Origin of the sequence: Neisseria flavescens (assembly GCF_005221285.1) — a bacterium.
Lineage (GTDB): Bacteria > Pseudomonadota > Gammaproteobacteria > Burkholderiales > Neisseriaceae > Neisseria > Neisseria flavescens.
In genome coordinates this window covers 204,910-222,288 of sequence record NZ_CP039886.1, presented here as the reverse complement: position 1 = coordinate 222,288, position 17,379 = coordinate 204,910, and the positions used below count along the sequence as shown (strand labels likewise).

The following is a 17,379-nucleotide window of genomic DNA, read 5'->3' as shown; positions in this document are numbered from 1 at the left end:
TTAGGATTAAGTTGCTGTGTGTTTACATCGCAGGCAGCCTGCCCCCTTTTCCCATTTTCAGGCTGCTATCTACGGCGACAACGATACCATTATCGACAACCAAGGCATCAATACCCTCAAGTTTTCAGACGGCCTGAGCAATGCCAAGCTCAACCTGAAGACCATTCATAACGATGATGGCAGCCAAAGTTGGGAAATTACTTCGGAACAAGGTTCAGCCCTGATTCAAAACCAAATCGGCGCGGATGGCAGCATTTCCATCGACCGCTTCCAGTTCAATGACCAAACCTATACTGCCGCGCAGTTCCAACAAGCCTTCCAAGCTCTGAAGGCCGAAACCATTAAATTTGTCGGCACAAACAGCGACGATACCTTGCATGGCGATGCAGGCAACAATGAAATCGACGGCGGCAACGACGGCCATGACACACTATACGGCCACGATGGCGATGACATCTTGCGCGAACACAGCGAAACCTATTACGGCAACGAGCCCGCTTCCGACGATAAACTCTATGGTGGCAACGGCAATGACAAACTCTATGCCCATGTAGGCACCGACTTACTCGACGGCGGTGCAGGCAATGATTATCTGGAAGGCGGCGAACACAACGATACCTATGTTTTCGGAAAAGGTTACGGTCACGACACCATTTTTGACTACAACTTCGGTTCTGATAGCGAAGCAAGCCTACACAGACTCAACGCCAACGTCGTTAAATTTACCGGCGGCATTACCCTTGACGACCTCGAAATTACCGTTGAAAAAGGTTACGACAAAACCGGGATTGCCAACATGCCCGACAGCAACCAATTTGTATCTAATCCCCTGCTGGATGGCGACACATGGCATATCCGCATTAAAGGTACAGATGATGTTTTAACCATCAAAAACCAAAGCGGCATTTATGGTGCGATTTCCGAGTTTCAGTTTGACGGCAATACCTCATACAGCACAGGCGAGCTGATCAACCACTTCAAACTGTCCATCCCGCACATGATCGGCAATACAAACATCGTCCAATACACCGGCCAACCCGTTGAAGAACTCAACCGTGATGTGTACAACAACTTCAACCACACCATCCACGCCGATAGCGACAACAACGATTTAGATTTGTCGCGTTACACTTCTGTTGTCGAATACAGGGGCAATCGCAGCGATGAAACCATTACATTAGGACATGGCATCACCATCGTTGATACATCCAGCGGCAACGATACCATTACCGACCCGGATGCCGACAACACCGTTATCATGTTTGGCAGAAACAGCGGCAACGACACCTTTAATCCGTATGGTGGCAGCGATACCCAAGTCCTTTTCAAAGAAGGGCTTGCACTGAAAGATTTACAGTTGAAAACCGGCGATGATTGGGTCTTAACCATCAAAGATACAGGCGATCCCCTGACCATCCATGACATTGCCAACAATAATGTCGACAGCTTTGTATTCGGAAACGGTAAGAGCTACACCACCGACGAAATCAACAAAGCACTGATTACTGAAAATACACAAAACAACGGTATCCTGTAAAACTCAAAGGCCGTCTGAAACCTTAATTCAGACGGCCTTAGTCCTTTGCTGATTTATTTACCTTTCCGCTATATAATTATTCTCATTCTAGTTCAAAAGAAAGACTAAAAATGGATGCCTTAAATCTCCTCACCACGCGTCGCTCTTCCAAAAAACTGACTGCTCCGGCACCCAATGCCGAGCAACTGGAACAAATGCTGCAAGCGGCAACACAAGTTCCTGATCACGGCAATATGCGCCCTTACCGCTTTACCGTTATTCAAAGCGAGGACGGCTTACAACGTTTCCGCGAGCTGTTGAGCAAGACCGTTACCGAACTCAACTTCGGCGATGATGCCATGAAAAAAGCCGAACGCATTGGGAACATGGCACCTATGATTATCGGCGTTACATTTACGCCGAACCGTGAAGTGGCAAAACCCAAACCTGAATGGGAGCAAATGCTGACTGCCGGCTGCGCCGCCTATGCTTTGCAACTGGCTGCTTCAGCCCAAGGCTTTGACAATGTTTGGATTACGGGCATGTGGGTCAATAGCCCATTGTTGCGCGAAGCATTTGAGTGTGCCGACAAAGACAAAATCATCGGCCTGATGATGATTGGTTCGCCGACCGAAGAAGGCGGCGGCCCGAAAAATACCAACTTGAAATGTTTTACAACTTATTGGTAAAGCCTGAAAACACTAAGGCCGTCTGAAAATCAGATTTAATGGTTTTTCAGACGGCCTTTTTATATCTATTATCGAAGCATCAAGCCGGATACATAAACGCTTCAATTTCTTCCAAAGAAATATCCGCCGTTGCACCATGACGTGAAGCCACCAACGCACCCAGCGCACAAGCAAAAGCAATGGCTTCTTGAGGAGGCGCATTGTTCAGCAGTTTGTAAGTCAAACCCCAAGGAAGCTGTCGCCGGTGCCAACAGTATCCACCACTTTGACGCGGAAACCGCAATGACGGTATAACTCGCCGTCCTTATACAAAACTGCGCCATGGCTGCCCAAAGTCACGCAAAGGATTTTGACGCCGGTCAGCCCAACGAGGTAGCCGATATTTTGTTCGATACTGTGATAAGGAGAGCCATAGGCCGCAGCCAATTCATACAACTCATCATCATTGAGCTTGACCATATCGGACTGTTTCATGGTCTCCAACAAGCGGTCAATATCGTAATGGGGCTTACGCAGGTTAACGTCAAAAATTTTGAATTTGGCTTCTTTCAGCAAAACTGCCAAGCTTTTACGCGAAACTTCATCACGGGTTGCCAAGCTGCCAAAAACGAAAGCATCTGATTCTGCCACACGTTTGATTGCCGCATCATCAACCGCAATTCTGTCCCACGCGCAAGGATAGACAATCTCATAAGACGCGCTGCCACACTTGTCCAAGTGTACTTTCACCAAGCTGGTCGCACATTCATGGCAAACCTGCAAATAATCAGTGTTGACGTTTTTACTTTGAATCTGGCGTAGCAATTCTTCGCCATCGGCATCATCGCCACGACGGCTGATGATGGCGGTATCGATACCCAAAGACTGCAAACGAACGGTAACATTCAGAGGCGCACCACCCAATACCTTTCCGTTTGGAAAATCGTCCCACAGCACTTCGCCGAAACTGGTTACTTTCATTCTTGGCCTTCCTTTTTTGAGGTTGATTGGCAGGGTCTGCACACCCGATAGATTTTTTGCAAATCATGTACTTGTAGTAAAACTCCAGCATCGGGGGCGAAAGTATTATGTTTTAAAATATTGGGACTGACAAGCAATTAAGGGCATATCCGACAATAAACTTGATTCATCACAAAATTATATTGTTCCTATTTTTTTCTTTTTCTTTCACATTTATCCTCTTCTATTTCATTAAAACAAAATATTCTGAAATTTAAATACAAAAGGCCGTCTGAAAACTGATTCAATCAATTTTCAGACGGCCTTTATCGAATTATTGCAGTGTTTAGACTACAACTTCTTCTTTTTTCTTCACTTCTTTGGCAATGTTCTCACGACTCAAGCCAAACATCAGCAAGAGCGGACTGGCAACCAATACGGAAGAGTAAATACCGAACACGATACCGATGGTCAGCGCCGTAGAGAAACCGTGCAAGGCTGCGCCACCGAACACCAGCATAGAAACAACCATTGCCTCGGTCGAACCGTGGGTAATGATGGTACGGCTCATGGTTGCAGTAATCGCGTTGTCGATGACTTCCGGCACAGTATGGCCGCGCATATGCGGCTTACGGAAGTTTTCACGAATACGGTCAAACACAACCACAGATTCGTTCACGGAATAACCCAAAACTGCCAAGATACCTGCCAAGACAGTCAATGAGAATTCCCATTGGAAGAAGGCGAAACAGCCGAGAATAATCACGATGTCGTGCATATTCGCAATAATCGCGGACACTGCAAAACGCCACTCAAAACGCATGGACAAGTAAATAATAATACCCGCCACCACGAAGCCCAAGGCCATCAAACCATTGGTAACCAGTTCTTCACCAACCTGAGGGCCGATGAATTCGACTTGGCGCAAAGCAACGTCAGGATTGTCTTTTTTCAGCAAATCCATCACTTGGTTGGACAGCTGGGCAGACGTTACGCCTTCTTTATTCGGCAGGCGAATCATGATGTGTTTGTTCGTACCCAGTGCCTGAACCTGTACATCACCCATTTTCAGCGTATCGAGGCGTTCGCGCGTTTTATTCACATCCACGCCCTGCTGATATTGGACTTCCATCACCGTACCGCCGGTAAATTCGACGGAGAAATTCAGGCCTTTGGTTACCAAAAAGAACACGGCAGCGATAAACGTAACCAACGAAATAAAAGTCGTCAGTTTGCCGTAGCTCATAAACGGAATATCGCGTTTGATTTTAAATAATTCCATGTTTTACTCCTTGCCTTCTGCCATTTCAGCTTTCGGCTTCCATACCGCACCAATGGAAATATTCCGCAATTTGCGACGGCGGCCGTACCACAGGTTGACCAAAGCACGGAACACGACCACAGATGAATACATCGAGGTCAGAATACCGATACAGTGTACAACGGCAAAACCGCGTACAGGACCGGAACCGAATACCAACAAAGCAATACCGGCAATCAGAGAAGTCAAGTTAGAGTCGACAATGGTTGCCCAAGCATGTTGGAAACCCAGATTGATTGCCTGCTGAGGTGGCATACCTCCGCGCAATTCTTCACGGATACGCTCGTTAATCAATACGTTGGAGTCAATCGCCATACCCAATGTCAATGCCAACGCGGCAATACCCGGCAAGGTCAGCGTTGCCTGCATGGCAGACAAAATACCTAACAAGAACAAGATATTGGTACTCAAAGCGATGGTAGAGAAGAAACCCATCAGGCGGTAGTAAACCACCATAAATGCAGCAACGGCGGCAAAGCCCCACAAGGTGGAATTGAAGCCTTTTTCAATGTTTTCTTTACCCAAAGACGGGCCGATGGTACGTTCTTCGACAATCTGCATAGGCGCAGCCAGCGAGCCTGCACGCAGCAACAATGACGTATCGTTGGCTTCGGCAGTTGTCATGCTGCCGGAAATTTCCACACGGCCACCGGTAATGGCGGAGCGGATGACAGGCGCGGTCACGACTTCGGATTTACCTTGGTCGATCAACACCATAGCCATACGTTTACCCACATTGGCTGAAGTCAATTCGCCAAAAATGCTGCCACCTGCGCTGTCCAAGCTCAGGCTCACGGCAGGCGCACCCACTTGGTCAAAGCTAGGTTGCGCGTCGTTGATGTTGTCGCCGGTCAGTTCAACTTGTTTGCTGACCAAAATAGTTTCCGGACGATCGCCACCGCTTGACAGCAACTCATAACCAGTCGGTACATTACCGTTTAAGGCTTCTTGCAATTTAATCGGATCGTCTTCCACCATGCGAACTTCCAAAGTCGCGGTACGACCGATAATGTCTTTTGCTTTGGCAGTATCTTGTACACCCGGCAGCTGTACAACAATGCGGTCAAGACCGGATTGTTGGATAACCGGTTCTGCCACACCCAATTCGTTCACACGATTGTGCAAAGTATTGATGTTTTGTTTTACCGCATCAGAGCGTACTTTATTGATCGCCTCTTCAGACAGAGTCAGCACGATATTGTTGCCGTCTGCAAGTAAAGTAGCTTCAGGGAACATCTTTTGCAACTGAGGCAAGGCCTTTTGTACATCGGCAGCATCTTGCAGAGGCACGGTCAGACCGTTTTCAGCCTGATGCACCGTACCGGTACGGATTTTTTCGCGACGCAATTCGCGGCGGATATCGCCGGCATAACGTTCAAACGTTTTCTGCATAGCGGCTTTCATGTCCACCTGCATGGTGAAATGCACGCCGCCGCGCAAGTCCAGACCCAAGAACATCGGATTAGCTTTGATTTTCGCCATCCACTCAGGACTGTCTGCCAAAAGATTGAGTGCGGTAATATAACCTTCGCCCAAAGTATTTTCGATGATGTCGCGTGCTTTCAATTGCGTTTCAGTGTCTTTGAAACGCACTTTCAACGAATTGTCGACGACAAACATCCCATCAGTCTGAATACCGGCCTGCTTCAGTGCGGCATCTACTTTAGACTGGGTTTGCTCATTGATAACGATGGCTTGTCGGTTGGTTGATACCTGTACGGCAGGCGTTTCACCGAAAAGGTTGGGCAGCGAATATACAGCCGCAACCACAATCGTGAACGCAATCAGCAGGTATTTCCATAAAGGATAACGGTTCATGGTAAACCTTTGCTTTATTTATAAAGGCAAACAGCCGCACTCGGAAAATGAGGCGGCTTTTCGCAAAAAAACGGATTATTCAGCTTTCGCGGCAATCGCGTTGCGTTCCACTTCTACTTCGATTCTCGCACCTTGGCCGATGTCGACAGTGTAGAATTGCTCGCCAACTTTGGTCACGCGGCCTTTGAAACCTGCAGCCAAAACGACTTTATCGCCTACTTTCAAAGCAGCCAGCATAGCTTGGTGTGCTTTGAATTTCTTTTGTTGAGGACGCATAATCAGGAAGTAAAACACCACCATAATCAGCAGTAAGGGGGCAAATTGAGCCACAGCTTGATTCATAATATATCCGTTCTTTTGAGTTTTAAGATAAAGTAAAAAACTGCATACAGCCCAAAACGCAGTTGGTTGGACTGTAAAATTGAGCTATTCTAAAGGCCGTCTGAAAAATTTCCAAGCATTTCCGTATTTATTAACCATATTTAGCAGTCCGTGCGACTCGTTCGATACACACCTTCCATGCTTAAAAAAATCATTTGGCGCGTGCGTACCCTGCTGCGTCGACTACTCGGCAAAAATGCCCGCACCGTATGGATTTCCCATCCGATATTTTTGCGGCACCAGCCGGGCACCAACCACCCCGACAAGCCTGAACGCATCAGCGCCATTCAAGCCACCTTAAAAAAGGAAGGCATTTGGCGTCATCTGCAAACCGCTAAAGCGCCCGAAATCAAAGATGCGCAACTGGCATTGGTCCACTCGCGCAACTATCTGCACGAATTGGAGGCCGCCCAGCCGCTTCCAGGAAAAATCCACCGCATCGATGATGATACGGTCATCTGCCACGACTCCCTTAAAGCCGCCCGTTTTGCAGCCGGTGCCGTTGTCAAAGCAGTCGATATGGTGATGAACAAAAAGGCCTGGCATGCTTTTTGCGCCATCCGCCCACCCGGCCACCATGCCCACAGCAACAGCGCCAGCGGATTCTGCCTCGTCAACAACATCGCCGCCGGTGTGATGCACGCCATTGCCCAATATCGCTTGCAACGCATCGCCGTCATCGATTTCGACGCCCACTTCGGCGACGGTACGGCGGAGATTCTACGAGACGATCCGCGCGTGATGTTTTTCAACCTATTTGAAACCGACATCTTCCCCTTCCCGGAGGCGGAACAATACGCCTGCAGTAAAAATATGCTGCATACGCCCCTCAAACCGGGCACAGGCAGCCGTATCTTCCATACGACCATCCGTGAACAATGGCTGCCCAAGCTCACGGCTTTCCATCCCGAGTTGGTGTTACTTTCAGCAGGTTTTGACGGGCACAAACAAGACGAAACAGGCCGTCTGAACCTGCATGAAGCCGATTTTGCCTGGCTGACGCACAAAATCGTCCAAGCAACGGCAAGCTGTCAGGGGCGTGTCGTTTCCGTACTGGAAGGCGGCTACACTTTGGAATCCATGTCCAAATCCGCCGCCGCCCACATCCGCGTATTGGCGGGCTTGAGCAAGGCCGATTACGTCATCGCCTACCAAAAGCATTTGAAGCGTGACAAAAGTAACAATCCTACGCAATAACGCATTTAAGCTATCGATCCAAGCCGTCTGAAAACACATCATCCGTTTCAGACGGCCTTTTCTTCATTTACACACGTTAATTTGAGCAAAGACAAACCATTTCCATATTATCAGTAGTAAAATAACAAAAATAAAACGTACAAATAAAAATAGTTCACACACCTCACTGCTACCCTTTCCCCAATTGACCGTCTTTTTCAGACGGCCTCCATTTAAAAAAAGGAGCGTTACAATGAAAGCAGCACGTTTTTATAACAAAGGCGACATCCGCATCGAAGACATTCCCGAGCCAACCGTCGCTCCGGGTACTGTCGGCATCAATGTTGCTTGGTGCGGTATCTGCGGTACCGACCTGCACGAATTCATGGAAGGCCCGATTTTCATTCCGCCTTGCGGCCATCCGCACCCAATCTCCGGCGAGTCAGCGCCAGTTACCATGGGTCACGAGTTCTCCGGTGTAGTTTATGCTGTAGGCGAAGGCGTGGACGACATCAAAGTCGGCCAACACGTTGTTGTCGAACCCTACATCATCCGCGACGACGTACCGACCGGCGAAGGCAGCAACTACCACCTCTCCAAAGACATGAACTTCATCGGCTTGGGCGGTTGCGGCGGCGGCTTGTCTGAAAAAATTGCCGTCAAACGCCGTTGGGTACACCCTATTTCCGACAAAATCCCGTTAGACCAAGCCGCTTTGATTGAACCCCTGTCCGTCGGTCATCACGCCTACGTCCGCAGCGGCGCGAAAGCAGGCGACGTCGCATTGGTCGGCGGCGCAGGCCCTATCGGTTTGCTGCTTGCCGCCGTGTTGAAAGCCAAAGGCATCAAGGTCATCATCACCGAATTGAGCAAGGCGCGCAAAGACAAAGCCCGCGAATCCGGCGTTGCCGATTACATCCTCGACCCGTCCGAAGTCGACGTCGTCGAAGAAGTGAAAAAACTGACTAACGGCGAAGGCGTGGATGTCGCATTCGAATGCACCAGCGTCAACAAAGTGTTGGATACTTTGGTGGCCGCCTGCAAACCCGCTGCCAACTTGGTCATCGTATCCATTTGGAGCCACCCCGCCACCATCAACGTCCACAGCGTTGTGATGAAAGAGTTGGACGTGCGCGGCACCATCGCCTACTGCAACGACCACGCCGAAACTATCAAATTGGTTGAAGAAGGCAAAATCAACCTCGAGCCTTTCATCACCCAGCGCATCAAACTGGACGAATTGATTTCCGAAGGCTTCGAGCGCTTGATCCACAACAACGAATCCGCAGTAAAAATCATTGTTAATCCCAATCTTTAATCCTAAGGTTTAAAGATTAGACAGGCCGTCTGAAACTTTTCAGACGGCCTGTTTACTTGATAAATTCCCGAATGGCCCAATTCTATATGATAAATGAATCCTTTTGTGCTCTGTTTTAACCATTGGTTTAGGAGGAAAACGATGAATCCAATAGGAACAAAAACAATTCAGACAGAACGATTGCTACTCAGACCTTTTCAACTAGAAGATGCGTCAGCGATGTTTAAAAACTGGTCGAGTGATGCAGAAGTGACGCATTATTTGACGTGGCTTCCACATGAATCTGTCGAGGTCACGAAGGAGAACCTTAAACGGTGGGTAGACGGCTATCAAAATCCACTTCAATTCAAATGGGCAATCGTATTTAACAATGAGGTTGTTGGTAGTATTGATGTTGTGCATTTAGAAGAAAAGCCGGATGCTGTGGAAATCGGATATGCACTTAGTCGCAAATGCTGGGGAAAAGGAATTATGACAGAAGCGCTTATTGCAGTAATCGATTATCTCTTAGAAGAAGCAGGCTGTAATAGAGTAGCCGCGCGTCACGATGTGAATAATCCAGCCAGCGGAAAAGTGATGCTAAAAGCTGGAATGACTTATGAAGGCACGCTAAGACAATATGGCAAGAATAATCAAGGTATCTGTGATATGGCATATTATTCAATCATTAAAGCGGATAGATTGAAGTAAGAGTAAAACAATTATCATAAGGCTTAAAGAATAAACAGGCCGTCTGAAGTTTTTCAGACGGCCTGTTTACTTGATAAATTCCCGAATGGCCCAATTCTATGCCGACCATTCACTTATCAAGAGTAAAACTCCATGAATCCAAAATACGCCCCACTCTTTCAAACATACACCCTCAATAACGGCGTAACCATCAAAAACCGCCTTGTCGTCGCACCCATGACCCATTTCGGCTCACAAGCCGACGGTTTGATCAGCGACCAAGAGCGTACCTTCCTCAGCAACCGCGCAGGCGATATGGGCTTGTTTATCACTGCCGCCACTTTGGTTCAAAAAGACGGCAAAGCCTTTCACGGCCAACCTGAAGCCACAGGCGAACACTGCCTCGACAGCCTGGAAGAAACCGCACAAATCCTGCAACAACAAGGCGCAAAAGCAATGTTGCAAATCCATCACGGCGGTTCCAAAGCCATTGATGACCTTTTGGACGGTCTCGACAAAATCAGCGCTTCCGCCAGCGAAGCCGAACACGCGCGCGAAGCGACCGAAAAAGAAGTCGAAGCACTCATCGCTTCTTATGCGCAAGCCGCCGATTTGGCGCTTCGTGCCGGTTTTGACGGCGTGGAAATCCACGGTGCCAATACCTATCTGATCCAACAGTTTTACTCTGCCCAAAGCAACCGCCGCAACGACCAATGGGGCGGCAGCTTGGAAAACAGAATGCGCTTCCCGCTGGCCGTTATTGATGCCGTGGTTGCCGTCCGTGAAAAACACCAGCGCGACGACTTCATTATCGGCTACCGCTTCTCCCCCGAAGAGCCGGGCGATGACGGCTTAACCATGACCGAAACCGGCGCACTGATTGACGCATTGGTGCAAAAACCGCTGCAATATCTGCACGTTTCCCTGTGGGAATTTGATAAAAAAATCCGTCGCGGCGGCGATACCGCGCAAACCCGTATGCAGTTTATCCACGAACGCATCAACGGCAAACTGCCGCTTATCGGCGTGGGCAACCTGTTTACCGCCGACCAAATTTTGGCCGCCTATGAAACCGGCTGGGCGGAATTTATCGCATTGGGCAAAACCGTGATGATTAATCCGCACATTGCCACGCAAATCCGTGAAGGCCGCGAAGATGAAATCAAAACGCAACTCGACCCAACGCGTGCCGACCATTACGGCTTACCCGACACCTTGTGGGGCTTTGCCTCCAGCGGTACGCAATCATGGCTGCCGCCGGTAAAAGGCGCAGAATGGAAACCGATGGATATTTAATCATCGATTCATAAACAAAGGCCGTCTGAAACTTTTCAGACGGCCTTTGTTTTGGTACAAACATTGAATTATCAAGCATTTTTTTGTACAATTCCGCATCTTTCAATCTATTGCAGGGCGTGTTGCACACGCCCTTATTTTAGCCTGTTTTCCAATACCCATATCCTTCAGGCCGTCTGAAAAAACGGCCTGAACCTTTTTGCAAAGAAAACCATGTCCCAAGAAATCCTCGACCAAGTGCGCCGCCGCCGCACGTTTGCCATCATCTCCCACCCCGACGCGGGTAAAACCACGCTGACCGAAAAACTCTTGCTGTTTTCAGGCGCGATTCAAAGCGCGGGTACGGTAAAAGGCAAGAAAACCGGCAAATTCGCTACCTCCGACTGGATGGACATCGAGAAGCAGCGCGGCATTTCCGTGGCATCAAGCGTGATGCAGTTCGACTACAAAGACCACACCGTCAACCTCTTGGACACGCCGGGACACCAAGACTTCTCCGAAGACACCTACCGCGTTCTGACCGCCGTGGACAGCGCATTAATGGTTATCGACGCGGCAAAAGGCGTGGAAGCGCAAACCATCAAACTCTTGAACGTCTGCCGCCTGCGCGATACGCCGATTGTTACCTTTATGAACAAATACGACCGCGAAGTGCGCGATTCGCTGGAACTTTTGGACGAAGTGGAAAATATTTTAAAAATCCGCTGCGCGCCCGTAACCTGGCCGATCGGTATGGGCAAAAACTTCAAGGGCGTGTACCACATCCTGAACGACGAAATCTATCTCTTTGAAGCCGGCGGCGAACGTCTGCCGCACGAATTCGACATCATCAAAGGCATAGACAATCCCGAATTGGAACAACGCTTTCCGTTGGAAATCCAACAGTTGCGCGACGAAATCGAATTGGTGCAGGCGGCTTCCAACGAATTCAATCTCGACGAATTCCTCGCCGGAGAACTCACGCCCGTGTTCTTCGGCTCGGCGATTAACAACTTCGGTATTCAGGAAATCCTCAATTCATTGATTGAATGGGCACCTGCGCCGAAACCGCGCGATGCGACCGTACGCATGGTTGAGCCTGACGAACCTAAGTTCTCCGGATTTATCTTCAAAATCCAAGCCAATATGGACCCGAAACACCGCGACCGTATCGCCTTCTTGCGCGTCTGCTCTGGTAAATTCGAGCGAGGCATGAAGATGAAACACCTGCGTATCAACCGCGAAATTGCCGCCTCCAGCGTGGTAACCTTCATGTCGCACGACCGTGAGCTGGTGGAAGAAGCCTACGCCGGCGATATTATCGGTATCCCGAACCACGGCAACATCCAAATCGGCGACAGCTTCTCCGAAGGCGAACAACTGGCGTTCACCGGCATCCCCTTCTTCGCACCCGAACTGTTCCGCAGCGTCCGCATCAAAAACCCGCTGAAAATCAAGCAACTGCAAAAAGGTTTGCAACAGCTTGGCGAAGAAGGCGCGGTACAGGTTTTCAAACCGATGAGCGGCGCAGATTTGATTTTGGGCGCGGTCGGCGTGTTGCAGTTTGAAGTCGTTACCTCGCGGCTGGCCAACGAATACGGCGTAGAAGCCGTGTTCGACAGCGCATCCATCTGGTCGGCGCGCTGGGTATCGTGCGACGACAAGAAAAAACTGGCGGAGTTTGAAAAAGCCAACGCGGGCAATCTGGCGATAGACGCAGGCGGCAACCTCGCCTACCTCGCCCCCAACCGCGTCAACCTGAATCTGACGCAAGAACGCTGGCCGGACATCGTGTTCCACGAAACACGCGAGCATTCGGTTAAACTGTAAAACACAAAGGCCGTCTGAAACATTCAGACGGCCTTTTTTTCATTCGATATCAACCCAATAAATCCCAAGCAAACTTTCCAATGGTCAGGCACAGCAGCAACATAAATCCGTAACGCAGCTCAAATATTGTCTTATTTTAGCTTTTAGCACCTCACCAAACATTTTCGGAATAAATGTTGACTTTAACCTTATGTCAAAGTTTATAATTTGTGCTCCTTCAGTTATCACATAGGCGAAAAACATGAAAAAACTTATGACTTTTATCACACTTAGCGCTGCTGCAGTTTCAATTTATGCCCATGCTAATGAACTACCGCATCAAGCACACATGAATATGCCAATGTCGACAGGTTCTGCAATGCAACAAGAATTTATGCAAGGTATGAATCAAATGCATCAAGACATGATGGCAGCTGCGCAATATAAAGATCCTGATGTTGCTTTTGCAGCAGGTATGTTGCCACACCATATTGGCGCAGTAAAAATGGCGGAAGTTGAATTAAAATACGGAAAAGATCCTGAGATGCGTAAGCTTGCTGAGGATATTATTAACGCACAACAAGCGGAAATTGAACAAATGCAAAAATGGCTTAAAGCACACAACAAAAAAAGCTCCGTAAAATGATCTGACCCCAAAAGTTAGACTGATTTAGTTCAAGGACTGAGTTCTGTAATTCACAGAGCTCAGTCCTTTTAGTTTCCCCTGAATGCGCTCATGGTTGTAATAATGAATGTACTCATGAATCGTTTTTTCCAGTTGTTAGAACGTCTCAAATCATTTACCGTAATAACATTCCATTTTTAATCGTCCAATTGATGACCTTTGCCGAAGCGTTGGCCGCTAAAAAATCATAGCCGTAAAAGCGGACGAACACAAAAGCCAGCAGGCTGCCCGTCCCCGGCCCGAACACGCCGTCGTAAAACCCGATTAATGCGCCGAAAAATAAGCCCCATAAAGTTTCGCGGCGCGTCAGCTTTTCAGTGCGCACCGTCTGCCCCAAGTCTTTTTTCAAAAAAGTGTACAGACACATGGCAATCATGATGACCAACATCGTCGGTTTCATGTATTGCACGGGAAAATACACCACCGTTTTCGCGCCCAAATATGAAGCAGCAAATGCCTACACCGCGGCAGGCAGCAGCATTTTCCACGGCACAGGGATTCGGCGCAGATATTGCCCCGTCGCAGTCAACGTGCCGCAGCAGGAAGCAAATTTATTGACCCCCATCACCGAGGCCACAGGCGTAGCATTTGGCAATAGGTTGAACAATCCGGGAATCTGCAACAGCCCGCCGCCGCCAACGGCCGCATCTATCAGCCCTGCGGCAAAACCGACCAACACCAGATAATAAAAAAACGAATCTGCAAGCATAATGTCCATCTCTAAAAAGCAAAGCGATTTTGCGCGTGTTTGCCTGTCCTGACAACCTACAAGGCCGTCTGAAAACAAGAAACCATATTCTGTTTTCAGACGGCCTTTCTTTTTCAATTCAGCCGCTCAAATTGCAGCTTAAAAATTTTTCCATTAAAATGCCGCCCCTTATCTTTCCTGCACACAACACATTATATGGAACATCCCACCCCCGACCAAACGCACAGCCCACGACCGAATGGGCATCTTCGCGCATTTCATTTTCGCCAGCCGCTGGCTGCAACTGCCGATTTATATAGGCTTAATCATTGCCCAAGTCATTTATGCCTGTAAGTTCCTCAAATCCCTGTGATACTTGATCTCCAACTTCGGCATTATGGATGACAATACCGTCATGATCGCCGTGTTGAATCTGATCGATATCGTGATGATTGCCAACCTACTGACCATGGTCATCGTCGGCGGCTACGAGACCTTCGTTTCCCGCCTCCATGTTGACGAACATCCCTACCAACCCGAATGGCTCAGCCACGTCAATGCTTCGGTTTTGAAGGTTAAGCTGTCGATGTCCATCATCAGCATTTCCTCCATCCATCTGCTGCAAACCTTCCTCAACGCCGCCAATCTGCCAGAAAATAAATCATGTGGCAATGTATGACCCACATCTGCTTCCTGATTTCCGCGCTCGCCATGGCTTTAACGGACAAAATCGTGTACAGCACGACGCATAAAGCGCATTGATAATAAAAGGCAATCAAAAGGCCGTCTGAAAACCATACGTTCAGACGGCCTTTTGATTATTGGGCAATGTTTGAAACCGACACTTTCAACTTATTGCTTACGCTTGTCCCACCAGGCAAACAAGTTGCCCAAAACCGTTCCCGATACGGAGTGCCAAACGCAGGCAACGGCGGCAGCAACGGCAGACTCGGCATTACCGGGGAAGAATTTAGCACTCAAACCGGTGGCAAGTCCGGCATTTTGTACGCCGACTTCGATGGCAAGGGTGCGTTTTTTGGCGGTGTTCATGCCGGTCAGCGCGCCGCTGTAATAGCCGAGGATGTAGCCGCCGATGTTGTGTGCAGCAATGGCGAGGACCATAACGAAAGCGGATTCAGCAAAGCGGTGGCCATGAACGGCAGCAACGCCGCCGACGATGCAGGCAAACGCGACAACGGCAACAGCAGGCATAATCGCGCGCACGTCTTCAAACCAATGTTTTTTATGCAGCAAGATATTGGCGACAGAGCCGATAATGACAGGCAACAAGGTAACAAGCAACATAAACTTAAACATACCCCAACCGTCCATTTCGACGGTTTGACCAACAAGATAAGTCATCCACAATGGCGTCATCACAGGAGCGAGGACGGTGGAAACAGTGGTCATGCCGACCGAAAAGGCAACATCGCCTTTAGCCAAAAAACTCATAATATTGGACGAAACACCGCCCGGACAAGTACCGACCAAAACCAAACCCAACGTCAATCCGGGTGAAAGATCAAAAGCTTTGGCAATACCGATGGCAAGCAGCGGCATGATGGTGTATTGGGCGATGGCACCGATAAAAATATCGAGCGGACGTTGCGCCAAAATTTGATAATCCTCTTTGCCCAAAGTCATGCCCATACCCAGCATGATGATGCCGAGTACGACGACTTGCGTATCGCCTTTTACCCACGAAAAAGTGGCAGGTTCGATAAAGGCGATGATAGAAGCAAGGACGATGATCAGAGCGGTGAAGCGGGTCATTTGCCGACTGATAGCGGTCAGAAAGTTCATATTTTACTCCTTTGTATGTTTTTATCATGACAATAATTGCCATAATTTAACACATGTTAACTCTTGTGTGCAATTACAGTAACGAAACAGGAAATCCGCCATCCAATAATGTTTATAGTGGATTAACAAAAATCAGGACAAGGCGACGAAGCCGCAGACAGTACAGATAGTACGGCAAGGCGAGGCAACGCCGTACTGGTTTAAATTTAATCCACTATAAAAACACACCACAACGATCCCACCCTATATCAACACAAAGGCCGTCTGAAACTTTTCAGACGGCCTTGATTTATCTGGTCGTTATCGATTTATTCGATATTTTGAACCTGTTCACGCATTTGCTCGATTAAGACTTTCAGTTCTACCGAAGCTTGCGTACATTCGGCGGCAATGGCTTTGCTGCCCAAGGTATTGGCTTCACGGTTCAACTCTTGCATCAAGAAATCCAAACGTTTGCCTGCACTGCCCTTGCCTTCGGTAACAATGCGGCGTACCTCGGTGATATGGGTGCGCAAACGGCTAAATTCTTCATCCACATCAGATTTTTGAATAAACAAAGCAAATTCCTGTTGCAGGCGGTCGTTGTCGATGTTGCCGACAGCTTCTGCCAAACGGGCTTTGACTTTGTCCATATGCGCTTGCAGCAGGCTTGGGAACAGCTCGTTCAAAGCGTCCACAATCTCTTCCATAGCGGTCAGACGTTGCAATAAATGTTCGCCCAGTTTTTTGCCTTCGCGTTTGCGGGCTGCGGTAAACTCTTTCAACGCGCCGGTCAATAAATCCTTAACACCTTTCGCCAAAGCCTCAGAGTCTTCGCTCTGACCCGCCAAAACGCCGGGGAAGCGCAAAACGTCGGCCACGCTCAGCTTGCCGAAATTGTGTTCCTTGCGCCATTCTTTGTTCAAATGCGCCAACTGTGCGACCAAATCCTGATTGACTTCCAAAGTCTGCCCACCAGAAGCCGCATCTTGCAGCTGAACGCGGCACTCCAGTTTACCGCGCGCCACAGCCGCGGCAATCTGTTCGCGCAATGCGCCTTCCAAATAGCGCAGCTCTTCCGGCATACGGAATTGGACATCCAAATAACGATGGTTGACCGCGCGGATTTCCAAATTAATCCGCTTACCGCCGCATTCGCCTGCGGCATTGGCAAAGCCGGTCATGCTGTGGATTTGAATAGTTCGTCTTGTAGCCATGGTTTTACTCCGTTTCCAAATACGAGTGAAAGTATGGACACTATAACACACCCGACCGACGATTTTCAGACGGCCTTTGGTGCCAAATTCCTCTAT

Annotated in this window: 14 protein-coding genes and 3 pseudogenes; 9 read left to right on the top strand and 8 right to left on the bottom strand. The window is 48.7% G+C overall.

Annotated elements, in window-relative coordinates; translation table 11 throughout:
• Window positions 1–16 precede the first annotated feature (16 nt).
• Window positions 17–1,537, top strand: coding sequence for a calcium-binding protein (locus tag FAH67_RS01195; RefSeq protein WP_003678751.1), 1,521 nt, complete (start codon window positions 17–19; stop codon window positions 1,535–1,537).
• 110 nt (window positions 1,538–1,647) lie between these two features.
• On the top strand, window positions 1,648–2,205 hold the full coding sequence (locus tag FAH67_RS01190) for a nitroreductase family protein (RefSeq protein WP_003678753.1): 558 nt from the start codon (window positions 1,648–1,650) through the stop codon (window positions 2,203–2,205).
• Window positions 2,206–2,284: 79 nt separating this feature from the next.
• Here FAH67_RS01190 and FAH67_RS01185 read toward each other — a convergent pair.
• From FAH67_RS01185 to yajC, 4 genes and pseudogenes are all read right to left on the bottom strand, one after another.
• A pseudogene (locus tag FAH67_RS01185) lies at window positions 2,285–3,165 on the bottom strand (carbohydrate kinase family protein).
• Between the two features lie 325 nt (window positions 3,166–3,490).
• Window positions 3,491–4,426, bottom strand: coding sequence for a protein translocase subunit SecF (gene secF / locus FAH67_RS01180; RefSeq protein ID WP_003678758.1), 936 nt, complete (start codon window positions 4,424–4,426; stop codon window positions 3,491–3,493).
• 3 nt (window positions 4,427–4,429) lie between these two features.
• Window positions 4,430–6,283 carry a protein translocase subunit SecD gene (gene secD / locus FAH67_RS01175; RefSeq protein ID WP_003678760.1) on the bottom strand — a complete coding sequence of 618 codons (1,854 nt, stop codon included), beginning with the start codon at window positions 6,281–6,283 and terminating at the stop codon, window positions 4,430–4,432.
• 75 nt (window positions 6,284–6,358) lie between these two features.
• Window positions 6,359–6,625: a preprotein translocase subunit YajC gene (yajC, locus tag FAH67_RS01170; protein ID WP_003678762.1), complete on the bottom strand. Its 267-nt coding sequence runs from the start codon at window positions 6,623–6,625 to the stop codon at window positions 6,359–6,361.
• 177 nt (window positions 6,626–6,802) lie between these two features.
• Between yajC and FAH67_RS01165 the strand changes: the two genes are divergently transcribed.
• From FAH67_RS01165 to copM, 6 genes are all read left to right on the top strand, one after another.
• Window positions 6,803–7,861 (top strand): histone deacetylase family protein, encoded by a 1,059-nt coding sequence (locus FAH67_RS01165; RefSeq protein WP_115287600.1) that lies wholly within the window; start codon window positions 6,803–6,805, stop codon window positions 7,859–7,861.
• Window positions 7,862–8,093: 232 nt separating this feature from the next.
• Complete coding sequence (locus FAH67_RS01160) at window positions 8,094–9,158, top strand: 2,3-butanediol dehydrogenase (protein ID WP_003678765.1); 1,065 nt, start codon at window positions 8,094–8,096, stop codon at window positions 9,156–9,158.
• Window positions 9,159–9,299: 141 nt separating this feature from the next.
• Window positions 9,300–9,848 (top strand): GNAT family N-acetyltransferase, encoded by a 549-nt coding sequence (locus tag FAH67_RS01155; protein WP_039863458.1) that lies wholly within the window; start codon window positions 9,300–9,302, stop codon window positions 9,846–9,848.
• Between the two features lie 132 nt (window positions 9,849–9,980).
• Window positions 9,981–11,123, top strand: a complete 1,143-nt coding sequence (locus tag FAH67_RS01150; RefSeq protein WP_003678768.1) for an NADH-dependent flavin oxidoreductase — start codon at window positions 9,981–9,983, stop codon at window positions 11,121–11,123.
• Between the two features lie 213 nt (window positions 11,124–11,336).
• Entirely contained in the window at window positions 11,337–12,932 is a 1,596-nt protein-coding gene (locus tag FAH67_RS01145; RefSeq protein WP_003678769.1) for a peptide chain release factor 3, read from the top strand.
• Between the two features lie 241 nt (window positions 12,933–13,173).
• The gene (gene copM / locus FAH67_RS01140; RefSeq protein ID WP_108043333.1) at window positions 13,174–13,557 is read left to right on the top strand and encodes a CopM family metallochaperone; all 384 of its coding nucleotides are present in this window, start codon (window positions 13,174–13,176) and stop codon (window positions 13,555–13,557) included.
• A gap of 24 nt (window positions 13,558–13,581) precedes the next feature.
• Here the strand turns inward: copM and FAH67_RS12375 are convergent.
• Together FAH67_RS12375 and FAH67_RS01130 are read right to left on the bottom strand one after the other, a co-directional pair.
• Window positions 13,582–13,677: pseudogene (locus tag FAH67_RS12375) on the bottom strand (IS3 family transposase); the annotation flags it as partial.
• Window positions 13,678–13,738: 61 nt separating this feature from the next.
• Window positions 13,739–14,305, bottom strand: a pseudogene (locus FAH67_RS01130) (sulfite exporter TauE/SafE family protein); the annotation flags it as partial.
• A gap of 376 nt (window positions 14,306–14,681) precedes the next feature.
• On the opposite strand from FAH67_RS01130, the gene FAH67_RS01125 reads away from it, so the two are divergent.
• Window positions 14,682–14,963: a YqhA family protein gene (locus tag FAH67_RS01125; RefSeq protein WP_003678776.1), complete on the top strand. Its 282-nt coding sequence runs from the start codon at window positions 14,682–14,684 to the stop codon at window positions 14,961–14,963.
• Between the two features lie 173 nt (window positions 14,964–15,136).
• On the opposite strand, the gene FAH67_RS01120 is transcribed toward FAH67_RS01125, so the two are convergent.
• Both FAH67_RS01120 and FAH67_RS01110 read right to left on the bottom strand, forming a co-directional pair.
• Window positions 15,137–16,087: a bile acid:sodium symporter family protein gene (locus FAH67_RS01120; protein ID WP_003678778.1), complete on the bottom strand. Its 951-nt coding sequence runs from the start codon at window positions 16,085–16,087 to the stop codon at window positions 15,137–15,139.
• A 308-nt stretch (window positions 16,088–16,395) separates the two neighbouring features.
• Window positions 16,396–17,283: a YicC/YloC family endoribonuclease gene (locus FAH67_RS01110; RefSeq protein ID WP_305887810.1), complete on the bottom strand. Its 888-nt coding sequence runs from the start codon at window positions 17,281–17,283 to the stop codon at window positions 16,396–16,398.
• Window positions 17,284–17,379: the final 96 nt, after the last annotated feature.